Genomic DNA, 22,802 nt, shown 5'->3' on the forward strand with positions numbered 1-22,802 from the left:
CTCGGCGGATGCGGCACCGCCGCCCCGGGGGATCTGGTCGGCGGCGTATACCCACAAATCGGGAACGGACCCCCGAACCGCCACGGGGCCGCGTCGGACCGGGTGACGGCCCCGCCGCGACCCGGGCCCTGCCCTGGTGGCGCCGCGCAGCCCGGCACCGCACCTCGCCGCACCGGAGAAACGGTCGAATGAAAAGCCCCATGCGGCCACCCCCCCCGGCACGGCCTCGGTCGACGCGGCCCGACGCGCCGGGATCCGTCGGACCGAGCCCGGCCGGGCGGGGCGCGTGGTGCCGGTGGTGCCGAAGGGTAAGGTGGCGAGCCATGGCCCACGACCGTCGTACCGTAATCATGGAAGCCGCGGCGCGGCTCATCGCCCGCCGTGGGGTCCGGGGCCTGCGCATCGAGGAACTGGCCGCCGAGGCCGGTGTGTCGAACGGGTTGATCTACTACCACTTCAAGGACCGCGCCGGAGTACTGCGCGCGACCCTGGAGTTCATCAACAATCGGGCCGAGCGGTACACGGCCGAACACGTCGCCGCGGAGCACCTGACGGACCCGCGCGCGGTGCTGGAGCAGACGCTGCTCCTGGAGTTCCAGGACACCGCGGAGGTGCGCGAGAACAGCACCGCGTGGGGCGAGTTGCGGGCAAGCGCGATGTTCGACGCCCTGTTGCGCGCCGAACTCGCCGAGGCCACCCGGGTATGGGACGGCGAGGTCGCCGGCCTGATCGCGGCGGTGCTGCCGGCGGTGCCCGCGAGCCTGGCGCTGGAGGCCGCCCAGCGGCTCACGGCGCTCCTCGAAGGGCTCAGCGGGCGCTGGCTGAGCGAGGGGCTGACCCTCGACCGGGCCCGCACGCTGATACTCGGCGCGATCGACGCCGAACTCTCCCGCCTCGGCCGCGCCTGAGGGACCCTCCCAGGTGTCGGCCCGGGGGCTGCGCCCAGGGTCGCCCCGGGGGTCGCGCCGGGCGGTTGCGCACGCGGCAGGCATGGCGCCAACTCCCTTGCTTCATAAGCTCATTGGCGGGTAGACCGCGCCGATCCGCCGATCCGCCGACCCCGTCTGTACACCCCTGCGGCGCAGCGTGCGCCCGGCCGCCGTAGTGGCGCTGCCCGTCCGTGACCCCGTTCGAATCCGCCGCGGTCCAATCCGGTCCGCAGTCTTGACTGATTTTTCAGTCAGTGGAACAGTGTGGACACACCGGACCGGCCTACCCGCCCGCCGCACAACCCGTGGCGCGCGGCGTCACAGGCCGGTCCGGTGGTCACGGGGGCGTCGACGGACGCCGGGTGTCTGGTGCGCCCGGTGCCGTCGGCAACCCCGCGCACCCCGGTCTTCGTCCATCCGTGCCGCCGAACGGCGGAGCTATCACCCGACAGGGAGAGCCAGCCATGCATGGAGCGCGCAGCAACACCCCTCACTCCGATTCCGGGGCGATCGACGCAGGGCCCTCGCGCCGCCGAGTGCTCGGCGGAGTCCTGCTCGGAGCGACCGGCCTGGCGGTCGGCGGTCAGGCGGTCCTGGCCCCGGCCGCGCGCGCCGCGGCGGCCCTGCGGATCCCGGCCGACGACGTCGCGCACGTCCGCACCTGGATGGCCTGGCCGACCAACTCCTCCATCTGGGGCCGTCAGCTCGGCGGCGTGCAGAACGACATCGCCTTGATCGCCCGGACGATCGCCCGGTTCGAACCGGTGATCATGTGTGCGCCGGACGCCGCCGGTGCGAGCGCCGCGCGCGCCAAGTGCGGCTCCACGGTCACCGTCATCAGCTCGATACCCGTCGACGACCTGTGGGCCCGCGACACCGCGCCGGTCTTTCGCACCGACGGCCAGGGCGGCCGCGACGCGGTCGGCCTCGGGTTCAACGGCTGGGGCAACAAGCAGACGCACGCCAAGGACGCCCGCGTCGCCGCGAACATCGCCGCGTACGACCGACTCGCCTTCACCCGAGCCGGGTTCACCGGCGAAGGCGGCGCCATCGAAACCGACGGGGACGGCACCGTCATGGCCACCGAGAGCAGCCTGGTCGACAACAACCGCAACCCCGGCATGACCAAGGCACAGGTCGAGCAGGCCGTCCTCGCCGCCTACGGCGCGAGCAAGATGATCTGGGTGCCCGGCATCAAGGGCCAGGACATCACCGACGACCACATCGACGCCACCTCGCGCTTCATCGGCCCCGGCGTCGTCATGGTGCAGGTCCCGCCCGCGAGCCGCACCGACATCTGGGCGAAGGACGCCCGCCGACAACTGGCGATCCTGTCCGCCGCGACGGACGCCCGCGGCCGCCGTCTCCAGGTCGTCCGCATCGACGGCCCGGACACCATCCGTTCGTCGAACCCCGACTTCGTCGACTCCTACGTCAACTTCCACGTGTGCAACGGCGGCGTGGTCATGTCCCAGTTCGGCGACCGCACCAAGGACGAGGCGGCCCGCCGGGTCGTCGCCGCCGCGTACCCCGGCCGCCAGGTGGTGCAGCTCGACACCGACCGGATCGGCGGAGGCGGCGGCGGCATCCACTGCACCACGATGCAGGAGCCCGCGCCCTGACCGACCCCCTTCGCACCGCCCCGGGTGCCGGCCGTCCCCGGCACCAACCGCACCACCCCCACCCGGAGTTCCCCGTGTCCGCTGCCCTCCCCTCCCGTCGTGCCCTCCTGCGCGGCCTGCTCGCCGCCGGTGCCGTCGCCCTCGGCGCCACCGCCTGTACCGAGGACGCCGCGTCCGATCCACCCGGTCGGGGGACCGGCGCCGAAACTCCGGGTGGCGGGTCGGGCACACCCGCGAAACGGCGATTCGGCGCCGAATGGGACCGGCACGAGCGCACGTTCATGGCCTGGCCCGCCTCCGCCGGAATCTGGGGCACCGACCTGCCCGCGGTACGCCAGGACATCGCCCGGCTGGCCCGGGCGGTCGCCGAGTACGAGCCGGTCGTGGTCCTGGCCGGCGCAGACCAACAGGCCGCCGCGCAGAACGCCTGCGGTAGCGACACCGAGGTCCTGGCCATCCCCGTCGACGACCTGTGGGCGCGGGACATCGTCCCGGTGTTCGTCGAGGACGGCGGCGCGGTCACCGGCGTGGACTTCAACTTCAACGGCTGGGGGAACAAGCAACGGCACGGCAACGACGCCCGGGTCGCGCGCGGCGTCCTCACGCACTACGGCATCTCCCGCCGGCAAGCCCCCCTGGTCGCCGAAGGCGGCTCGTTCGAGACCGACGGCCGCGGCACGCTGTTGGTCACCGAGAGCTCGGTGGTCAACGACAACCGCAACCGCGGCAAGAGCCGACAGCAGGTGGAGGACGAACTCAAGGAGACGCTCGGCGTCACGCGCGTCGTCTGGTTCGCGGGTGTCCGGGGCGAGGACATCACCGACGCGCACGTCGACTGCCTGGTCCGGTACACCGCGTCCGGCGCGGTCCTGCTGGACACCGCGTTCCCCGACAACCCCGCGGACTCCTGGTCGCGGGCCGGTGCCCAGGCCCGTTCCGTGCTCGAGAACGAGGTCGACGCACAGGGCAAACGATTTCGGGTCGTCGACCTCCCGCAACCCGATCCGGACCTGATCACCGGCCGCGGCGACGCCTTCGTCTCCAGCTACGCCAACTTCTATGTGGCCAACGGCGCGCTGTTCGTGCCGCGCTTCGGCGACAAGCGCGCGGACGACCGGGCGCAGCAGATCCTGCGCGAGCACTTCCCCGGCCGCGAGATCGTGCCGGTCCCGATCGACGCCATCGCCGCCGGCGGCGGCGGCATCCACTGCGCCACCCACGACCAACCGGCCGCGCCCGCGCCCAAGTAGGCGGCCGGGGAGCACCATCGGCCTGCCCCGCCCGGGGCGTGTCCTCGATCCACCACCGGGCACCGCGACGCCCGGCGTCCGCCCTGCGGCCCCCTCGCCGCGCTCGCACCGCGGCGCCCGGGGGATCCGAGACATGCCCCGGCACGCCCCGAACCACCAGGAGAGACCGTGCAGTTGACCCCGACCGAGCGCGACCGGCTGCTGTTGTTCAACGCAGCCGAACTCGCGCGCCGTCGGCAGGCCGCCGGGTTGCTGCTGAACATGCCCGAGGCGACCGCGCTGATCGCCGACACCGTATGCGAGGCGGCCCGCGCCGGGCACCGGCTCGCGGACGCCATCAAGGCCGGCCGGTGCGTACTCGGCCCGGACGACGTGCTGCCCGGCGTCCTCGACCTGGTCACCGAGGTCTACGTCGAAGCCGTCTTCCGGGACGGCACCCGGCTCGCCGTGGTGACCGATCCGTTCGGCCATCCCGGTCACGGCGACGCCGCGCCGGGTGCCGTGATTCCGGCGATCGCGGCCGTCGACGGCCCCCGGCCCGTGGTGCGGCTCACCGTGCGCAACACCGCATCGGTGCCGGTCAGCGTGACCTCACACTTCCACTTCTTCGAGGCCAACCCGCGCCTGGACTTCGACCGGAGGTCCGCCTACGGCATGCGGCTCGCGGCTCCCGCGGGCGCGTCGACCCGGTTCGACCCCGGCGCCGACGTCGAGGTCGGCCTCGTGCCGATCGGCGGCGCGCGCGTCGCGATCGGCTTCGCCGGCCTGGTCGACGGAGCGCTGGACGCTCCGGGCGCCAGGGCCGAGGCGCTGCGCCGCGCGGCGGCCTGCGGCTACCTCGGCGCCGAAGCCGACCCGGATCCCATGCCCGGAAAGGAACTCCCGTGAGCGGCAACACCCTCGACGCCGGCGAGTACGCGGCGGTCCACGGCCCTTCGGCAGGAGACCGGATCCGGCTCGGCGACTCCGGGCTCGTGGTCCGGGTCGAGTCCGACGCACAGGCCGTCGGGGACGAGTTCCTGGCCGGATTCGGCAAGACCGCCCGCGACGGCCTGCACCTCAAGGCCGTGACGGTCCGCGAGACCTGCGATGTGGTGATCAGCAACGTCGTGGTGATCGACGCGGTCCAGGGCATCCGCAAGGTATCCATCGGCATCCGCGAAGGGCGCATCGCGTCGATCGGGCGGGCCGGCAATCCGGACACCCTCGACGGCGTGGACATCGTCGTGGGCACCGGCACCGCGATCGTGTCCGGCGAGGGCCTGATCGCCACCGCGGGTGCCATCGACACGCATGTGCACCTGCTCAGCCCCCGCATCATGGAGGCGTCCCTCGCGTCGGGCGTGACCACGATCATCGGCCAGGAGTTCGGGCCGCTGTGGGGCGTCGGGGTCAACTCGCCGTGGGCGCTGCGGCACGCGTTCAACTCGTTCGACGCGTGGCCGGTGAACATCGGCTTCCTCGGCCGAGGTTCGGCCTCGGACCCGGCGCCGCTCGTCGAAGCGCTCGCCGAAGGCGGGGCGTGCGGGTTCAAGGTGCATGAGGACATGGGGGCGCATGCCCGAGCGCTCGACACCGCGCTGCGGGTGGCCGAGGACCACGACGTGCAAGTGGCCTTGCACACCGACGGGTTGAACGAGTGCCTGTCGGTCGAGGACACGCTCTCGGTGCTCGACGGGCGCACCATCCACGCCTTCCACATCGAAGGCTGCGGCGGCGGACACGTCCCGAACGTCCTGAAGATGGCCGGTGTCGCCAACGTCATCGGCTCGTCCACCAATCCCACGCTGCCGTTCGGGCGTGACGCCGTGGCCGAGCACTACGGCATGATCGTCTCGGTCCACGGCCTCAAGACGGACCTGCCCGGCGACGCCGCGATGGCACGCGACCGCATCCGGGCGGGGACGATGGGTGCCGAGGACGTCCTGCACGACCTGGGCGTCATCGGCATCACGTCGTCGGACGCCCAGGGCATGGGCCGCGCGGGGGAGACCGTGCGCCGCACCTTCGCGCTCGCCGGGAAGATGAAGAACGAGTTCGGCCCGGCGGACGGGGACGGGCCGGACCACGACAACGCGCGGGTGCTCCGGTACATCGCCAAGCTCACCATCAACCCGGCCATCGCGCACGGCCTCGCCCACGAAGTCGGGTCGCTGGAGGTCGGCAAGCTCGCCGACATCGTGTTGTGGCGCCCGGCGACCTTCGGCGCGAAGCCGCAGATGGTCCTCAAGTCCGGGTTTCCGGCCTACGGCGTCACGGGCGACCCGAACGCCGCCACCGACAACTGTCAACCGCTGGTGATGGGGCCGCTGTTCGGCGGACACGGCGCGACCCCGGCCGACCTGTCCGTGGCCTTCGTCAGTCGGGCCGCCGCGGACGCCGGGTCGCCCGACCGGCCGTACGACGGCATGACCACGCGCCGCCGCCGGGTCGCCGTCCGCGGCACCCGCGGCATCGGCCCCGCCGACATGATGCTCAACGCCCGCACCGGACACGTGCAGGTGGACGCCCGGACCGGCCTGGTGACCCTCGACGGCGCCCCGCTGCACTCCGAAGCCGCCGACGAAGTCCCGCTCAACCGGCTGTATTTCCTCTGAACCTCCGGCATCCCCGGAAGTCCCGTCGGCCCGCGCCGTGGCGCACCGCGCGGCCCACCCGACACCACACCACACCCGACGAAACGAGAAGCCCGTGACCTACCGCATGCCCGCCGAGTGGACCCCCCACGACGCCTGCCTCATGGCCTGGCCCACCCGGCCCGACCTGTGGGGCGACATGTTCGACCACGCCAAGCGCGAGCACGCCGCCGTCGCGCGCGCCATCGCCGAGTTCGAGCCCGTCACCATGGTCACCGTGCCCGGCGCCGCACAGGAGGCTCGCGAACTCTGCGGAGCCGACATCCGGATCATCGAACTCCCGATCGACGACTCGTGGTTCCGCGACTCCGGTCCGATATTCGTGCTCGACGAGGCCGGTTCGCGGTCCGGCGTCGACTTCCGGTTCAACGCGTGGGGCGGCAAGCACCACCCGTGGGACGCCGACGACAGGATCGCCGCGGCCCTGATCGACGTGCTCGGCGACCCGCGAATCGACTCCCGGATGATTCTCGAAGGCGGCGCCATCACCGTCGACGGCGAAGGCACGCTCATCACCACCGAGCAGTGCCTGCTGCACCCCAACCGCAACCCCGGGATGACCCGCGCCGAGATCGAGGCCGAACTCAAGGCCCGCCTGGGCGTCACCAAGATCATCTGGCTGCCCTACGGCGGGCTCCTCGACACCGAGACCGACGGGCACGTCGACGGTGTCTGCGCGTTCACCGAACCCGGCAAGGTCATCGTGCACCTGCCCGCCGACCCCGAGCACCCCGACTACGTGCGCCTGCGTGCGAACCACGCGGTGCTGGCGGCGTCCACGGACGCCCAGGGGCGGCCGTTCGAGATCGTCGACGTCCCCCAGGCCGCGTTCGTCGAGTGGGGCGGGCAGCGGATCGAGGTCTGCTACCTCAACTTCTACATCGCCAACGGCGGCGTGGTCGTGCCGGTCGCCGACCACCCGCAGGACGCGGACGCGCTCGCCGTGATCCAGGCCGCCTTCCCCGACCGCAAGGTCGTCGGGGTCCCGACCCGCACCGTCGCGTTCGGCGGCGGCGGCGTGCACTGCATCACCCAGCAGGTCCCCGCCACGCACACCCGATGATCGCCGAAGGAATCCTCCGATGAAGACACCCGGATCCAATCCCCTCGGAAGAGCGCGGCGACTGCGCCGAGTCGCGCTGCCCGCAGCCGCCGCGGCGACCCTCGCGCTGGTCGCGGCCTGCTCCGGGCCGCCCAAGCACGACCCGGCCCGACAGGCCGCGAACTACCAACTGTCCCCGGGCACTCCGCCGGCCAAGGGCGACATCGGCTCGTTCCGCTGGGCGCTGTACGCCGAACCGCTGACCCTGGACTACATCGCGGCGTTCGACTACCCGCAGAACACGGTGTTGTCCAACGTCTGCGAGAGCCTGATGCGTTGGACCCCGCAACTGACCATGGAACCGGGCCTGGCGGAGAAGGCGTCCAACCCGGACCCCACCACGTGGGTCTACGACCTGCGGCCCGGCGTGAAGTTCCACGACGGCTCGGTGATGACCGCCGACGACGTCGTCTACAGCCTCGGCCGGCAGATGAACCCCGACCTGGGGGCCGCGTGGGCCGATTCGTTCGAGAACGTCGACACCGTCACCGCCACCGGACCGCTCCGGGTCACCGTCAAGCTCAAGCAGGCCGACTCCCTCTTCCCCCAGCTCATGGCCACCGCCGCCGGCGTGGTGGCGAGCAGGAAGGGCGTCGAGGCCGCCGGCAAGGACTACGGCACCACCGGTGGCCTCGACTGCACCGGCCCGTACAAGCTCGGCGACTGGGCCAAGGGCCAATCCCTCAAACTGGAGCGCTTCGACGACTACCGAGGCGCCAAGGCCAAGGCCGGGACCGTCGAGTTCAAGTTCCTCACCGACGCCTCGGCGCGCACCAACGCGATGCTCGGCGGCGAGGTCGACGGCGGCTTCCTGGTCCCCAGCGAAAGCTACGAGCGGCTGCGCACCAGCGGCGCGGGCACCCTGTACTTCGGCGAGGGCCTGAGCACCCTCAACGTCAACGTCACCAACATCCGGGGCACCCTCGCCGACGTGCGGGTACGCAAGGCCCTGTCGATGGCCCTGGACCGCCCCGGGATCGTGCGGACCGCGCTCGCCGGCAACGGGAAGACCACCGGCTCGATCACCCCGCGCGCGGCCTGGGCGGGTGCCCCCGCCGACGCGCAGGCCGCCGCGTTCGACCGACTGCCGCCCGACGCACAGGACATCGAGCAGGCCAAAAAGCTCGTCGAGCAGGCCGGCGCCAAGGGCAAGACGGTCACCGTCGCCACCAGCCCGATCGGCCAGGACGTCTCCCTGGTCGCCACCGCGATCCAGGACGCCGGTACCAGGATCGGCCTGAAGGTCGAGCTGAAGACCATCGCCCCCGACGCCTTCTCCGCGCTGTTCACCGACCCCAAGGCCCGCGAGGGCATCGACATGTTCCCCGAGACGTACTACCTGTCCGTCACCGACCCGGTCGACCTGCTGCGGAACTTCCGCACCGGCGGCTACCAGAACCACGCCGGCTACAGCAACGCCGAGTACGACGCGCTGATCGCGCGGATCACCGAGACCTACGACCCGGCGCAACGGTTCGCATTGGAGGCGCAACTCCAACAGCAGGCCGCGGCCGAGGTGTTGTGGATGCCGATCGCCGAGTGGCCGTCCACGGTCTTCCTGAACAAGCGGATCACCGGCGCGCCGACGACGATCTCGTACATGTACTACCCGTGGGCGGCGGATGTGGGGGCCGCGGGGTGAACTTCGTGAGATTCGCCGTCCGGCGGCTGTTGGAAATGGCCGCCACCCTGCTCGGCGCTTCGTTCGTGGTCTTCGGCGCGATGTACCTCGCGCCGGGCAATCCGGCGAGTTTCCTGCTGGGAGGGCGGTCGGCGTCCCCGGCCGCCCTCGCGGCGATCGACAAGCAGTACCACCTGAACGACCCGTTCATCGAGCAGTACCTGCGCTGGCTCGGCAACATCCTGCACGGAGACTTCGGCCGGTCGATCGAATACCGCACCGACGTGTCCCACCTCCTGTCGTCCCGACTGCCCACCACCCTGCTGCTGGTCGGCATGGCCCTGGTCATCGTGGTGGTGCTCGGGCTCGCGCTCGGCTGGGCCGGTGCGGTGCGCGGCGGCGCGACCGACTCGACGATCCTGGTGGGCACCACCTTCGCGATCGGCACCCCGGCGTTCGTCGCGGCCATCCTGCTCCAGGGCCTCTTCGCGGTCGAACTCGGCTGGTTTCCTTCCGGCGGGAGCGGCAGCGGCGACGGCATCGGCGCCATGTTGTGGCATTCGACGCTGCCGGCCATCGCGCTCGCGCTCTACCTGGTCGGGATGCTCGCCCGGGTGACCCGCAGCGCCATGCTGGAGGAACTGGGCTCCGAACACGTCGCGGTGGCCCGCAGCCGAGGTGTGCCCGAACGGCACGTGATCAGCCGCCACGTCTTCCGCAACGCGCTCGGCGCGGTGTTGACCACCGGCGGGCTGATCGTCTCCAGCCTGCTGGTGTGCACCGTCCTGGTCGAGACCGCGTTCAGCGTCGGCGGCGTCGGCCAGCTCCTCGAACTCTCCTCCACCACCAAGGACTTCCCCGTCGTCCAGGCCATCTCCCTCATCATCGTCGGGCTGTTCATGACCGTGAACCTGATCATCGACCTGCTGCTGCCCGTCGTCGACCCGCGGATCACTCTGGGAACGAGGGCCACCGCATGAGCACGACCCTGACCCGCCGCCCCGGACTCGCGCGGCTGCGCGCGGCCGGACACAGTCCCCTGTACGCGGTGAGCGCCGGCTTCGTCGGGCTCGTCGTCACGGTCGCCCTGCTCGCGCCGTGGATCGCCCCGTACGGCCCGAACACCGTGGAACTGGGCGGCGCCCTCGGGGCGCCGTCCGGCGACCACCTGCTCGGCGTCGACGCGGCCGGCCGGGACACCCTGTCCCGGCTCGTGGTCGGCGCCCGCACCTCGCTCCTCGGCCCGCTCGGCGTCGTGGTCCTGTCCACGATCGCCGGCGGCGCCGTCGGCGTCATCGCCGGCTGGCGGGGCGGATGGACGGACTCGGTGTTGTCGCGTACCACCGAACTGACGCTGGCCTTCCCCGGACTGCTGCTCGCCATCCTGTTCACGTCGGTATACGGCGAAGGGCTCCTCGCCCCGGTGGTCGCGCTGTCGATCGCCTACGTGCCCTATGTCGCCCGACTGGCCCGCTCCCTGGTGCTGGCCGAACGCGAACGCCCGTACGTGGCCGCCTATCGGGTCCAGGGCCACTCGGGCACCGACATCTGCCTGCGGCACGTGGTCCCCAACATCGCCCCCGTCGTCCTGGCCCAATGCACCGTCAACTTCGGCTACGCGCTGATCGACCTGGCCGGCCTGTCCTTCCTCGGCCTGGGCGTACCCGCCCTCACCCCGGACTGGGGACGCATGGTCTTCGACGGCAAGTCCGCGATCCAGAGCGGCTATCCGCTGTCCGCGATCGTCCCGTGCCTGGTGATCGTGTTGACCGTCGTCGCGTTCAACGTGGTCGGCGAACGCTGGGCCGACGAGGTCGCCGGGAGGAACCGATGAACACCACGAAGCACAACCCCGCAGGCACGCCGCGGCCCGCGGCCGAACGGGCCGCGGACACCCCGCCTGCGGCCCTGGACATCCGCGGACTGCGCATGCGCCTGCCGCGCACCGCCCGCCCGGTCCTGGACGGCGTCGACCTGACCGTCGGCGCCGGCGAAACCGTGGCCCTGGTCGGCGAATCCGGCTCCGGCAAGACACTCACCTCGCGCACCGTGCTGCGCCTGCTCCCCGGCGGCGCGACCACCGAGGGCACCGTGCACGTGGCGGGCGACGACGTGCTGACCATGAACGCCCGAGAACTGCGCCGCCTGCGCACCCGGACCGCGGCCATGATCTTCCAGGACCCCCGCGCCGCCATCAACCCGCTGCGCCGCATCGACGACTTCCTCACCGAGAGCGTGCGGCTCAACAAGATCATGACCCCCGCCGCCGCGAACGCCCGCGCCGTCGAACTCCTGGAAGCCGTCGGCCTGACCGCCGACGCGCTGCGCCGCCATCCCGGCGAACTGTCCGGCGGCATGCTGCAACGGGTGATGATCGCCGCCGCCCTGATGGGCGACCCGGCCCTGCTGCTGGCCGACGAGCCGACCACCGCGCTGGATGTGACCACCCAGGCCGAGGTCGTCGCGTTGCTTGGCGACCTGCGCGCACGATTCGGCACGGGGTTGTTGTTCGTGACCCACGACCTGGGTCTGGCGGCGGCGATCAGCGACCGCGTCTACGTCATGTACGCGGGCCGGATCGCCGAAACCGGGCCCGCCGCATCGGTGTTCGCACGGCCCCGTCACCCCTACACCAAGGCGCTGCTGGACTCCACGCCCGACCTGGACGCCCCGCGGGGCCGACTCGCCGCCATCGACGGGCAACCCCCGGACCTGCGCCGGGAACTGACCGGTTGCCCGTTCGCGCCGCGCTGCGCACACGCGGACGAGGTCTGCACCGTCGAGGCGCCCCGGCGCACGCCCGCACCCGGCGAGCCCGCGCACACCGCCGGCTGCCACCACAGCGACCGTCTCGAAGGGACCCGCGGCGATGCCTGACCCCCTCCTCGAAGTCCGCGGACTGTGCCGCACGTTCGGCGACGTGCGCGCCGTCGACGACGTCTCCTTCACGCTCCCGGACGGAGGCTCGCTGGGGATCGTCGGCGAGTCCGGCTCCGGGAAGACCACGACCGCCCGGATCATCGTCGGGTTGGACCGCGCCGACGCCGGGCACGTCCGCGTCCGCGGGCAGGACCGGACGGCGCAGCCCCGCGGCCGTACCGAACGCCTGGCCCGCGCCCGGCAGATCCAAATGGTCTTCCAGGACCCGTACCTCTCGCTCGACCCGCGCACCGGCGTCGAGGCCGTGCTCCGCGAGACGCTCAAACTGCACAAGCCCGGCACCGACCCGGCCCCGCGGATCCGCGAACTCCTCGACCAGGTCGGTCTGGGCACCCGAGCCGCCGACGCGCTCCCTCGCGAACTCTCCGGCGGACAGCGGCAACGCGTCGCCATCGCCCGGGCACTCGCCGTCGAACCGACCATCCTCGTCCTCGACGAGGCGGTCGCCGCGCTCGACGTGTCGGTACAGGCACAGATCCTCAACCTGCTCGCGGACATCCGCGAGCAGACCCGGATCGGCTACCTCTTCATCACCCACGACCTCGGCGTGGTCCGCTGCGTCACCGACGACGTCATCGTCATGCGCCGCGGCCGGGTCGTCGAATCCGGCCGCACCGCCGACGTCCTGGCCCTCCCGAACCACGCCTACACCCGCCTGCTCATGGCCTCCGTCCCCCGCCCCGGCTGGAACCCCCACGCCATCGGCACGGCCCGCCGCGCACTCCAGGCCACGGAGCCGACCACATGACGCCGTCGGCGCGGCTGTTCGTCGGGCGGCCGGCTATGCCTTGACCGGGCCAGTTCCTCGACCCCGCGTTGCACGCGGACGTCTCGGAGGGACGCGGGCCGTATCCGTAGGGCAGTTCGCGCCGGCCTCCGCGTGGGCGGAGTCCGCCCACGCGGCGCTCCCGGGCACGGGCGTCGAATCCGGCCTCTCGGACGTGTGCGCGCGGCACGCCGCCGACGAAATCCTCGACGGGATCGGGGAGATCGGTGTCCGCGGCGGCGCCGACCCCACCGCCGACGGCCACGAATTCGCGCCGTCGTGCTCCCGCGCGCCCGTTGTCCGACCTGCTCACACCGCCTACGGCTCCCCCGTGGGGCGGGCGCGAGCAGCGGACCGACACCCGGGGATCGGCGGCGGACCCGTCGTCCGGAGGCAGGAACGTGGCGGACCGACGACGTCGCCTGTTTCCGGACAGTGCGGACGCGGCGTGGCACCGGCCGAGCCGGATCCGCCTTCGACCGATCGGGACGGATGGCCGCGTCCGGATCTCCTCTTGCGCCAACTCCCTTTCGCGGGCGCCTGGTTGCCGGGGCGGAGAGCGGATCGCCCGCGGCGCTCGGCGGGTGCGCGGATGGCGTTGTTGACAGAATGTGCCGGGCCGATCACATTCGTTGACCATCGACTTGTGCCCGTGTGAGCGTTTCGTTCGCTCGGGCACGAACCCGGCGCACGCGACGGTCGGTCCCGCTCACCCCGCGGAGCCGACCGACGAGACCGGACTCGTGGTCGAGGTTTGTCCTCTATCGAAGGAGCCTCGATGAAACGCAGCACGGTGACGGTCGGGTCAGTCCTGGCCTTACTCGCCGGCCTCGTGGTCGGTACCTCCCAGTCGAACGCGGCGACTCCGCCCCCCGCACCGGGTCTGGCGGCGGCGGTGGCCGCCGCCGACCGGGCCACCGCGGGCGGCCTGGACGTCCTGGCCAAGGGCCCCGACGAGAGCTACGTGCGGCAGCAGGTGACCCCGTGGGTCGACGACCTGTACTCCGTGGCCTACGAGCGCACCTACCGCGGGCTGCCCGTGGTCGGCGGGAGCGCCGCGGTGCTGGCCGACGGCAGCGGCACCGTCCGGGCCGCCGAGTCGGCCACCGATCTGCGGATCAACGTCCCCGTCAAGCCGACCGTGGGCAAGGGGGCGGCCGAGAACGTCTCGCGTTCGCGACTCAAGGTCGTCGACAAGGTCGAGTCGCGACGCCTGGTCGTACGCGTCAAGGAGAGTTCCGCGAACCTGGCCTGGGAGACGGTGCTGATCGGCAGCACCGAAACCGCGCCCAGCCGGCTGCACGTCTTCGTCGACGCCCGCTCGGGGCAACTGCTCGACTCCTACGACGACGTCAAGGGCGGCTCCGGCACCAGCCAGTGGAACGGCCCCAATCCGCTGACGATCAACACCAGCGGCAGCGCCGGCAGCTACAAGACGATCGACACCACTCGGCCCGGCCTGTCCTGCGCCGACTACAGCGCCGGCGTCTTCACCAAGGCCACCGACACCTGGGGCAACGGCAACGCCACCAGCAAGGAGACCGGCTGCGTCGACGCCCTGTGGGCCGGCCAGAAGCAATGGAACATGCTCCGCGACTGGCTCGGTCGCAACGGTCACAACGGCACCGGCGGAAGCTGGCCGGTACGTGTCGGGCTCCCCGCGATCAATGCCTACTGGACCGGTTCGCAGATCCAGATCGGCCACAACCAGGGCAACCAGTGGATCGCGTCCATGGACGTCGTGGGCCACGAATTCGGGCACGGCATAGACCAGTTCACCCCCGGCGGCGCCGGTACCGAGGCGGGCCTGGGTGAAGGCACCGGCGACATCTTCGGCGCGCTCACCGAGGCGTACACCAACGAGCCGTCGCCCTACGACCGCCCGGACTACCTGGTCGGCGAGACGGTCAACCTGGTCGGCAACGGTCCGATCCGCAACATGTACAACCCCTCGCTGGTCGGCAACAACCCGAACTGCTACAGCTCTTCGATCCCGGGCACCGAGACCCACGCGGCGGCCGGGCCGCTGAACCACTGGTTCTACCTGCTCGCCGAGGGCACGAACCCCGGTGGCGGCAAGCCCACCAGCCCGACCTGCAACAACACGCAGCTCACGGGCACCGGCATCCAGACCGCGGGCAAGATCTTCTACGGCGGCATGCTGCTCAAGACGAGCGGCATGACCTACAAGAAGTACCGCACCGCGACCCTGAAGTCCGCCAAGGCGCTCGACTCCACCTGCGGCCTGTTCAACAAGACCAAGGCCGCCTGGAACGCGGTGAGCGTCCCGGCCCAGCCCGGTGACCCGACCTGCCCGTGATGCCCAACGCACCACGATAGGCATCCGGTCCTTCGACGAGGCCGCGGCCCCCGCCGCGGCCTCGTTCGCCGAGCCGCCGGCCGGCACCGACGGCACGCTCCGACGGAGGTCTTCGCTCACGATCGTGCGCAGCCGGATGTGGTCGGGTCGACAGTCCCGATGTCGGGCCGTTGTGATGGGGTGGAACCCGGAATCCGGAAGCCGAACAGGGTGAGTGTGGGGGCGCGTGGTGTCGGGAGTTCAGGTCACGAACAAGGCTCGACTGGTGGGGCTGTTGTTCGAAGGAGCCGCGGTCGGCGACCTCGGTCGGGTTCGCCGTCGCATCGGCGACGAGGTGATCGCCACGCTGCTCGGCGACGGGCAACTCGCCCCGAGCCTGCGCTCGGCGGCGACCCTCGACCCCGATCCGTGGGTCCGGCGAGCCGTCGCCGCCAACGGGCCGGCACTGACCGCGGTCGATCTGGGCGCGCTGTTGGCACAGCCCGACCCCGTCGTCGATCGCATCGTGTACGCACACCCCGAGGCAACCGCGTGGATGCGCCGGGTGGTGCTCACACCGGGCCGATACGGCGGGGAACCGCATCCGTTGGCCGCGTTGCACACCGAACTGCTCGCGCTGCCCGCCGAATCCGCGTCGCAGCGCCGACTGGGCGCGGCGGTGGTCGCCGATCGGCCGGATTTGGTCGCGCACGCGTTGCGGGTGTGTGCCGGGACGCTGACGGTCGCGGAGGAACTGAGGGGGCTGCTCTCGCTGCAACGGTTCGGCGGGGACGCGTTGTTGCCCGAGGCGGTGCGGCACGTGCGGCCCGAGGTCGGCGCGCTCGCGGGGACGGCCGACGCGGACCTGGTGGCCGCGGTCGCCGAAGCCGAGGGGGCCGTCGGGCTGATCGCCGAATTGCGGTCCGGCATCCGGCCGACGATCTGGCGGCGTACGGTCGACTGGGCCGCGGTGACCGAAGCGCATCGGGAGGAGCCGCTGCCGGAGGCGATCGCCGCGGTGCTGGCGGCCGACGTCGACACTCCGGAGGACCTGCTCGTCGCGCTCTACGCCGCGTATCCCACGGCGGTCGGCCCGGTGGCCCGGCCGACGCCGGCCGTGCTGCGCGCGGCGATCGATACGCCCAGGCACTCCGCGCTGGCCCGAATCGCCGCGCTCACCCGCGACTGGGCCAAGCCCGCCGACGTGGCACGGATCATCCACGAGGTGACCCCCGCCCGTACCGCCGTGGCCACCCTGCTCGAACTCCCGGACCACGCCGAGCTGCGCGATCTGCTGCACCGGCACCTCGGCGCGCATGCCGACCGCTGGCACACGCTGCGGGCCACGCTGCCCCGGCATCGCGCGGCGCTGCCCGCGTTGTTGGCCGAGATCGAGGCGGGCACCCTCACCGCGCCGGCGGACCCGGTCGGCGGCCCGCCGCCGACCCTGACCAAGCCCTACCGATACCTGCTCACCTCGACCGACCCGGACGACCTGCGTGAGCTGTTGCCCGCGCTGCCCGACGCGTTGGTCCGCGACCTGCTCTCCAGCGGCTCGCTGCCGCAGCGCGTACACGAGGCGGCGATCACCTCCACCGACCCGCGGGCCTGGGAGGCGATGGCTCGCAACATCGGCTTGGACGTCCGCGAACTGGCCCGACTGGTCGCCAAGCAGGTCCCGGCGGTGGACGCCGTCGCGTACATGAGCATGCGCTCGACCCCGTCGCTGCGCCGCACCATCGCCCGTCGCGTGCCGCTGGATCCGGGTCTGTGCAAGGAACTGCAGGCCGGGGGCGATCGCCGTACCCTGCTCCCGCTCGTGGCCTGTGGCGAACCCCAACTGGCGGCGCGGGCCCTGGAGTTCGGCTGCCGCAAGATCGCCCAGCAGTACGCGTACATCAAGGTTTGGGAACGGCACGGCCCGGACGGCGTCGAAGAGTTGCTGGCCGCCGCCGGCAACGGCACCGCCACACAGATCCGCAAGCGGGTGGAGGCCGCGCTCAAGGCCGAGGACGGCCTGGCCGACCTGCGTGCGAGCGGCGAGCCGTACGACGACCCGGCCACGTTGCCGCACCGCTTCCAGACCCGGACCAGTCGCACCACCGTGCGCGACCTGGTGCACGAGCCGTACGCACACGACTTCCCGCTGCTGATGGCGGCCAACCGGGCGGAACCGTTCGCGTACGAGGCGCTGGACGACCTGATCCGACACGAGGACGCCACCGACGCGGACCGGGCCTCGTTGCAACTGGAGTCGGTCAACTTCCTGCGCGAATACGGGCGTCGCGCGATCGACATCGCGCCGCAGGAGTGGCTGCGTACCAAGGCGTTCGACCGGCACGAGGACTGGGCCAACGCGGCCGTCGAGCACGGCCTGCTCGACCCGGTCCACCTGGTGGACGTCGCCCATCCCGGGCACGCGGTCATCGCGAGTATCAAGCGGCTGAGCCCGACCCTGGTCGTGGCCCCGATGCGAGCCCGGCTCGCCGAACTGACGCGGGATCATCTCGCGGGCCACACCGAGGCGTTGGCGATCGCGGTGGGCCTCGTCGACGGATTCGACGGGTCGCTCGCCGAACTGGTCACGCTGGCCGGGCAGGCGGCGGGCCCCCGACCGGACGCCGAGGAGGTGGCCCGGGCCGACGCCGCCGCGCTCGCGCGAGCCCGGGTCGAGGCGGCCGAGACCGCGCCGACCGCGTCGGTGCCGGCCGCCGCGGACCCGGTGGCGGAGACCGGGCACCAAGGCCCGAATCGGCCGACCGAGCCGGACCGCACCTCGCACCTGGTCGCGGTACACCTGCTGCGCACGCAGGCCGGTGTGGTCGAGGGCGATCCCGAGGCCGCGCCGGTGCCCGACGATCCGGCCGTGCTCGCCGCCCTGGCCTCGCTCTCGACGTTCGACGCGCCCGGCTACGAATATCCGAGCTGGCTCTACGAGGCGTGTTTCGCGAGCGAGTCGGTCGAGCCGCGGGTGGCCCTGGCACGTCGGGTGTTGGACGAATCGGTCGCCAACGACCTGATCGACCTGGGCGAGCCGGAGGTGCTGGCGGCGCTGGGCGAGAACAACGGCTTGGCGGAGCCGACGGCGAAGCGGCTCGCCGCGATCGTGGCCGGCAGGCTGGCCGGGCGGCCCGCGCAGTATCCGTCCCGGGACACCTGGCCGGATCCGGCCGAGCCGGGTATGTGGCTGCGTTGGATCCACGAGTACTTCGGCGAGGGACGCGGCGGTGGCGGCGAGTTCCTCGCCGAGGGCGCCTACCGACACGGCATCGTCGGGCCCACCGACCTGCTCGGCATCCTCCCGGCGCGGGCGCTGACCCCGCTGCCCCGGAAGTGGCGGTTCCGGGTCGTGGCGGGCCCGATCAACCGGGCGGTCGACGCGCTGGTGGCGGATCGGCTGGGCGTGGACCCGGACCGGTGGTTGCGCGCGCTGATCGCGATGGGCACCGAGGCGAACCGTCCGCTCACCGAAGTCCTTTCCACGAAACCGGAGTTGCCAGCCGTCGAGGACGAGGACCGGGAGGCCGCCTGGCAGCGTCTCGAATCCCCCCACACGATCGAGGCCGCAGTGGCGCACGAGGCCGAGTGGCGGGTGCGGCGCGCCTGGCACTGGCCGGCCGGCGACCTGCTGCTGCACGCGTCGCCCGAGGCGCTGGCCGCGATCCTGCCCCGGCTCGGCCCGCACGCCTACCCCTCGCTGTGGGCGTACGCGCGGCACGTCGAGCACCCGTCGCCCGCACTGGACGAGTACCCGTTCATCGCGAACGACCATGCCGCGCTCCGGATCGTCGCCACCCACAGTGAGAGCCCGGCGGTCCTGAAGCGCCTGTTGCGTCTCGACGACCCCGAACTCAACAGTGATCTGTACGGCCCCCCGTTGGACGACGAGGGCGCCTCGATCCGACGTGTGGTGCTCTCCCGGGTGCCACAGGGTCGGCCGGCGACCAGCCCCGACGACCTGCTTCCGCTCGACGCGGAGCTGCGCGCCCGATTGCTGGCGGAGCACCGGCCCACCGCCTCCCTTCTGCCCGCGCTGCGCCTGAAGGTGGAGGCGGCCGACCCGGGGATCGTCGAGCACGCGCTGCGCCAACTGAGCCGGAAAGCCTCGCTGCCGGACCGGCTCGTCGGGGTCCGCGGCCTGCTGCGGTACGGCGGCGCGGACCGGATCGGCGCGTTGGTCGAGGAGGGCGTACTCGGTGCCGCGGCCGGACGGGTGGTGGCCAAGGCACTCACCGAGCCCGACCCCGACGCGGCGCTCACCGCCCGCATCGACCGCGAGCGCGGCGGCGACAAGTTGGTCGCGAAGCTGCGCCGTTGCTCCGGGGCGGCCGACGCCGACGAGGCACTGGACCTGCCCTACATCCAGGACTGGGACCTGATCCTGGCCGAGCACGAACGAGAGCCCTTCCCCCGCGAAGTGCTGAGCCGCCTGGTTATCCAGCGGGAATCCCCCGCGAGGCTGCTCGAACTCGGCCCGGTCGACGTCCGCTCCGCCCGCCGCTCCGCCCTCCTCAGCCCCGCACACGCCCTCGCCTGGATCTCCTCCGGCCAGGACGCCCTCGGCGATGCCACCTGGTACACCCACCTGGACGACCTGGTCACCAGGGGCCACCTGACCGGACGAGACCTGGTCCACCGGGCCCGCGGCGCCGCCACCATCCTGCGCTGGACAGCCGAGTCCACCCGACGCATCGAAGCCCCCGCCCGAATCCACAGCGCGGGCCGGGAAGCCCTAACCGAAATCGAATCCCTCCTGACCCCCAAAACCCGATGGCCCCGGATCTACGCGGCCCTGACCGGCCAAGACCCCACCTGGTCCCCGGAGTCGCCCACCTCGACCATCCACAACCTCCTGACCCGCACCGAGTAGCCCCGTACAGCCGCCGAGACCGCAGCCGACGACCACGCGCCATGTCCCACCCGAACGCGCAAGGTCGAATCGCTACCCTCACCGACTCGAACGCACGCATCCGCGCCCGGCAACGGGACACACCACCGCCGGTGCGACGTTCGGTCGGGGGGTGGCGACTCTCCATGGGGCGAGAAGCAGCGGTGTGGCGCGCGGGAGGTGCCTCAGGCCGCAACAGCGGGCCGGCGGCGCGAATTTGCTCGCCGGCCAAGGTGGCGCGTATGCGATGCGCCTCGGTCTTGTCGTTCCGCGATCGCAAACGGCGTGCCGTCGACGGTCGGGTGCTTCGGGGCAGCACAATCGTCGCGTGATCTCGCCCGACTCGCCGACCGCGTCGCCCTACGAGCCGATGCGTGTTCCCGCCGGCACCGACCGCCGCCTCATCTCGCCTCGCCGCTGGACTCCGCCCCGCGCCCCCGCCGACGCCGGGCGTACACCCCTCACCGGCCGTCTCGTCGTCGCCCGCCGCATCGGCACCGGCGGTCACGGTCCCGAGGACGTGATCTTCGACAGGCAGGGCGGCCTGCTGACCGGCCTCGGCGACGGCAGCATCGTGCGTATCGATCCCGCCGCCGGAACCCGCACGGTGGTGGGCAACACCGGTGGCCGTCCGCTGGGATTGGCACCGGCCGCCGACGGCGGCATCCTGATCTGCGACCACGACCGGGGTCTGCTGCGGATGTCCGCCGACGGGTCGGTCCGGGTGCTGGTCGACACCATCGCGGGGCGGCCGCTCACGTTCGCAAGCAACGTCGTCGAAGGCCCGGACGAAACCGTCTGGTTCACCGTGTCCACCCGCCGCTGGGACCTGGAGCACTACCTCGGCGACATCGTCGAGCACTCCTGTACCGGCCTGCTCTGCCGCCGAGACCGCGACGGCACCGTCACCGTGCTGCGCGACGGTCTCAAGTTCGCCAACGGACTCGTCCTCGCCCCGGACGCCTCACACCTGCTGGTGGCCGAGACCGCCGGGTACCGGATCAGCCGCCACTGGCTCACCGGCCCGAAGGCCGGAACCGACGAGCCGTTCGTGGAGAACCTCGCCGGCCTGCCCGACAACATGAGCCTGGGCAGCGACGGGCTGGTCTGGGTGTCGATCGCCGCACCCCGCAACGCGCTGCTGGACCGGCTGTTGCCCCTGCCCGGGCTCCCGCGTGTCCTGCTGTGGAACCTGCCCGAGGCCCTACGGCCCAAGGCCACACCCGTCGCCTGGGTGATGGCCTTCGACCTCGACGCGCGCGTCGTGCACGATCTGCGGGCCGACGACGTCTCGTACGGCTTCGTCACCGGCGTCGCGGAGCACGAGGGCACGGTGGTCGCCGGCAGCCTGCACGAGGACGACATCGTCGTGCTCGCCTCCTCTTCGGCCCGGTAGGTGGCGCACCCGGTCGGCGGCCCCGAGGACCCCCGGAGGCGATGGCCGAAGTCTCGGTCCGCTCGCCCCCGGGGAATCGGCACGGAACGTCACTCGCCGGCGAGACGCCAAAGCGAAGTGACTTCCGCGGCCCGGGCGGCGTGCAGAGGGTCGGCGGTGTTCCGCGCGCGTGGATGCCGGGGCCGGGTGTCGATCCGGTCCAGCACGTGCAGGCCCGCAGCCTCGATGTCGGCGAGAAGTTCGCTGCGCGTCCTGAGCCCGAGGTGCTCGGCCAGGTCCGACAGGACGAGCCACCCTTCACCTCCCGGTTCGAGATGCGCGGTGAGTCCGTCCAGGAAGTCGCGGCGCATGCCGCTGCCCGGGTCGTAGACACCCTGCTCCACGGCGGAGGTGGGTCGGGCCGGAATCCAGGGCGGGTTGCAGACCACGAGGTCCGCTCTCCCGTCCGGGAAGAGGCCGGGGCCCACGACGTCGATGTGCCCGGTGAAGTGCAGTCGGCGGACGTTCTCGCGCGCGCAGGCCAGGGCCCGCGGGCCGATGTCGGTGGCCACGACGTGGTCGATTCCCCGGCGGACCAGGACGGCGGCGAGCACTCCCGTTCCCGTGCCGAGATCGAATGCGGTACGCCGGCCCGGGCGACGGCCGGGTGTGGGGAGTGGCGCACGTGCGACGAGGTCGACGTATTCGCCCCGGACCGGGGAGAACACTCCGTAGTGCGGGTGAATGCGAGCGTCGAGGGCCGGTACCTCGACTCCCTTCGTGCGCCACTGATGCGCTCCGATCACGCCCAGCAGTTCCGTGAGCGAGACAACCATCGGTTCGGCCGGCGCACCGTACGCCTCGGTGCATGCCCGGCGCACATCGGGTGCGCCGCGCAGATTCAGGCGGTGGCCCTCGTCCAGCAGAACGAGGAGTTTGCCCAGCACCCGGGCCCGGTGGCCGCGGGCCCGGCGATGCAGGTGGAAGGTCTCGGCCGGGCTGTCGCCTGGCCGTGCGGGCTTGCGGTCGATGCGGCGGCCCATCGCCTGCAGCAGTCGACGTGCGTGCCGGAAGTCGCCCCGCCACAACAACGCGGTGCCTTCGCAGGCGAGTCGGTAGGCGTCGTCGGCTTTCATGCGGTCGTCCGCGCCGACGACCCGGCCGGGAGCCGATGTCGCGCTCTCGGAGTGCCAGCGGGCGGAACGGGGCGTGTTCGTCTCGGTCCAGTGGATGGTGGACACCACGTACTCCTCGTGATCGAACGTGCAAGGGCACGAAGAGCACTTCGACGAGGAGCAGGGCGAACGGCCCGTGCGGCAGCACGGGCGCGTAGGTCAGGGCAGGTCGGGGCACCGCTCCCGCGTCGAAGCGCGA

The 22,802-nt window shown here is 72.1% G+C and carries 14 protein-coding genes and 1 pseudogene; 14 read left to right on the plus strand and 1 reads right to left on the minus strand.

Going from position 1 to position 22,802, the window contains the following annotated elements:
• Positions 1 to 323 precede the first annotated feature (323 nt).
• The 14 genes and pseudogenes from ABZ374_RS28715 to ABZ374_RS28780 all read left to right on the plus strand — a co-directional run bounded on the left by ABZ374_RS28715 (position 324) and on the right by ABZ374_RS28780 (position 21,449).
• Complete coding sequence (locus tag ABZ374_RS28715) at positions 324 to 908, plus strand: TetR/AcrR family transcriptional regulator (protein ID WP_360316131.1); 585 nt, start codon at positions 324 to 326, stop codon at positions 906 to 908.
• A gap of 485 nt (positions 909 to 1,393) precedes the next feature.
• A complete protein-coding gene (locus tag ABZ374_RS28720; RefSeq protein WP_360316134.1) occupies positions 1,394 to 2,551 on the plus strand; it encodes an agmatine deiminase family protein in 1,158 nt (385 codons plus the stop codon).
• A gap of 74 nt (positions 2,552 to 2,625) precedes the next feature.
• On the plus strand, positions 2,626 to 3,801 hold the full coding sequence (locus ABZ374_RS28725) for an agmatine deiminase family protein (RefSeq protein WP_360316137.1): 1,176 nt from the start codon (positions 2,626 to 2,628) through the stop codon (positions 3,799 to 3,801).
• Positions 3,802 to 3,969: 168 nt separating this feature from the next.
• On the plus strand, positions 3,970 to 4,689 hold the full coding sequence (gene ureA / locus ABZ374_RS28730; RefSeq protein WP_360316140.1) for an urease subunit gamma: 720 nt from the start codon (positions 3,970 to 3,972) through the stop codon (positions 4,687 to 4,689).
• The gene (locus ABZ374_RS28735) at positions 4,686 to 6,398 is read left to right on the plus strand and encodes an urease subunit alpha (protein WP_360316143.1); all 1,713 of its coding nucleotides are present in this window, start codon (positions 4,686 to 4,688) and stop codon (positions 6,396 to 6,398) included. Before ureA ends, ABZ374_RS28735 begins: the two co-directional genes overlap by 4 nt.
• A 94-nt stretch (positions 6,399 to 6,492) precedes the next feature.
• A complete protein-coding gene (locus tag ABZ374_RS28740; RefSeq protein WP_360316146.1) occupies positions 6,493 to 7,500 on the plus strand; it encodes an agmatine deiminase family protein in 1,008 nt (335 codons plus the stop codon).
• 19 nt (positions 7,501 to 7,519) lie between these two features.
• Positions 7,520 to 9,181 carry an ABC transporter substrate-binding protein gene (locus tag ABZ374_RS28745; RefSeq protein WP_360316149.1) on the plus strand — a complete coding sequence of 554 codons (1,662 nt, stop codon included), beginning with the start codon at positions 7,520 to 7,522 and terminating at the stop codon, positions 9,179 to 9,181.
• Positions 9,178 to 10,140: an ABC transporter permease gene (locus tag ABZ374_RS28750; protein ID WP_360316152.1), complete on the plus strand. Its 963-nt coding sequence runs from the start codon at positions 9,178 to 9,180 to the stop codon at positions 10,138 to 10,140. Before ABZ374_RS28745 ends, ABZ374_RS28750 begins: the two co-directional genes overlap by 4 nt.
• Entirely contained in the window at positions 10,137 to 10,994 is an 858-nt protein-coding gene (locus ABZ374_RS28755) for an ABC transporter permease (RefSeq protein WP_360316155.1), read from the plus strand. Before ABZ374_RS28750 ends, ABZ374_RS28755 begins: the two co-directional genes overlap by 4 nt.
• Before the next feature lie 95 nt (positions 10,995 to 11,089).
• Positions 11,090 to 12,037: an ABC transporter ATP-binding protein gene (locus ABZ374_RS28760; protein ID WP_360316303.1), complete on the plus strand. Its 948-nt coding sequence runs from the start codon at positions 11,090 to 11,092 to the stop codon at positions 12,035 to 12,037.
• Positions 12,030 to 12,848, plus strand: a complete 819-nt coding sequence (locus ABZ374_RS28765; protein WP_360316158.1) for an ABC transporter ATP-binding protein — start codon at positions 12,030 to 12,032, stop codon at positions 12,846 to 12,848. The genes ABZ374_RS28760 and ABZ374_RS28765 overlap by 8 nt, the downstream gene beginning before the upstream one ends.
• 796 nt (positions 12,849 to 13,644) lie before the next feature.
• Positions 13,645 to 15,180 (plus strand): annotated as a pseudogene (locus tag ABZ374_RS28770) (M4 family metallopeptidase); the annotation flags it as partial.
• A gap of 232 nt (positions 15,181 to 15,412) precedes the next feature.
• Positions 15,413 to 20,035, plus strand: a complete 4,623-nt coding sequence (locus tag ABZ374_RS28775) for a hypothetical protein (RefSeq protein WP_360316161.1) — start codon at positions 15,413 to 15,415, stop codon at positions 20,033 to 20,035.
• A gap of 346 nt (positions 20,036 to 20,381) precedes the next feature.
• The gene (locus tag ABZ374_RS28780; protein ID WP_360316164.1) at positions 20,382 to 21,449 is read left to right on the plus strand and encodes an SMP-30/gluconolactonase/LRE family protein; all 1,068 of its coding nucleotides are present in this window, start codon (positions 20,382 to 20,384) and stop codon (positions 21,447 to 21,449) included.
• A gap of 89 nt (positions 21,450 to 21,538) precedes the next feature.
• Here ABZ374_RS28780 and ABZ374_RS28785 read toward each other — a convergent pair whose 3' ends face one another.
• Positions 21,539 to 22,669: a class I SAM-dependent methyltransferase gene (locus ABZ374_RS28785; RefSeq protein ID WP_360316167.1), complete on the minus strand. Its 1,131-nt coding sequence runs from the start codon at positions 22,667 to 22,669 to the stop codon at positions 21,539 to 21,541.
• Positions 22,670 to 22,802: the final 133 nt, after the last annotated feature.

Origin of the sequence: Embleya sp. NPDC005971, assembly GCF_040629175.1 — a bacterium.
GTDB lineage: Bacteria > Actinomycetota > Actinomycetes > Streptomycetales > Streptomycetaceae > Embleya.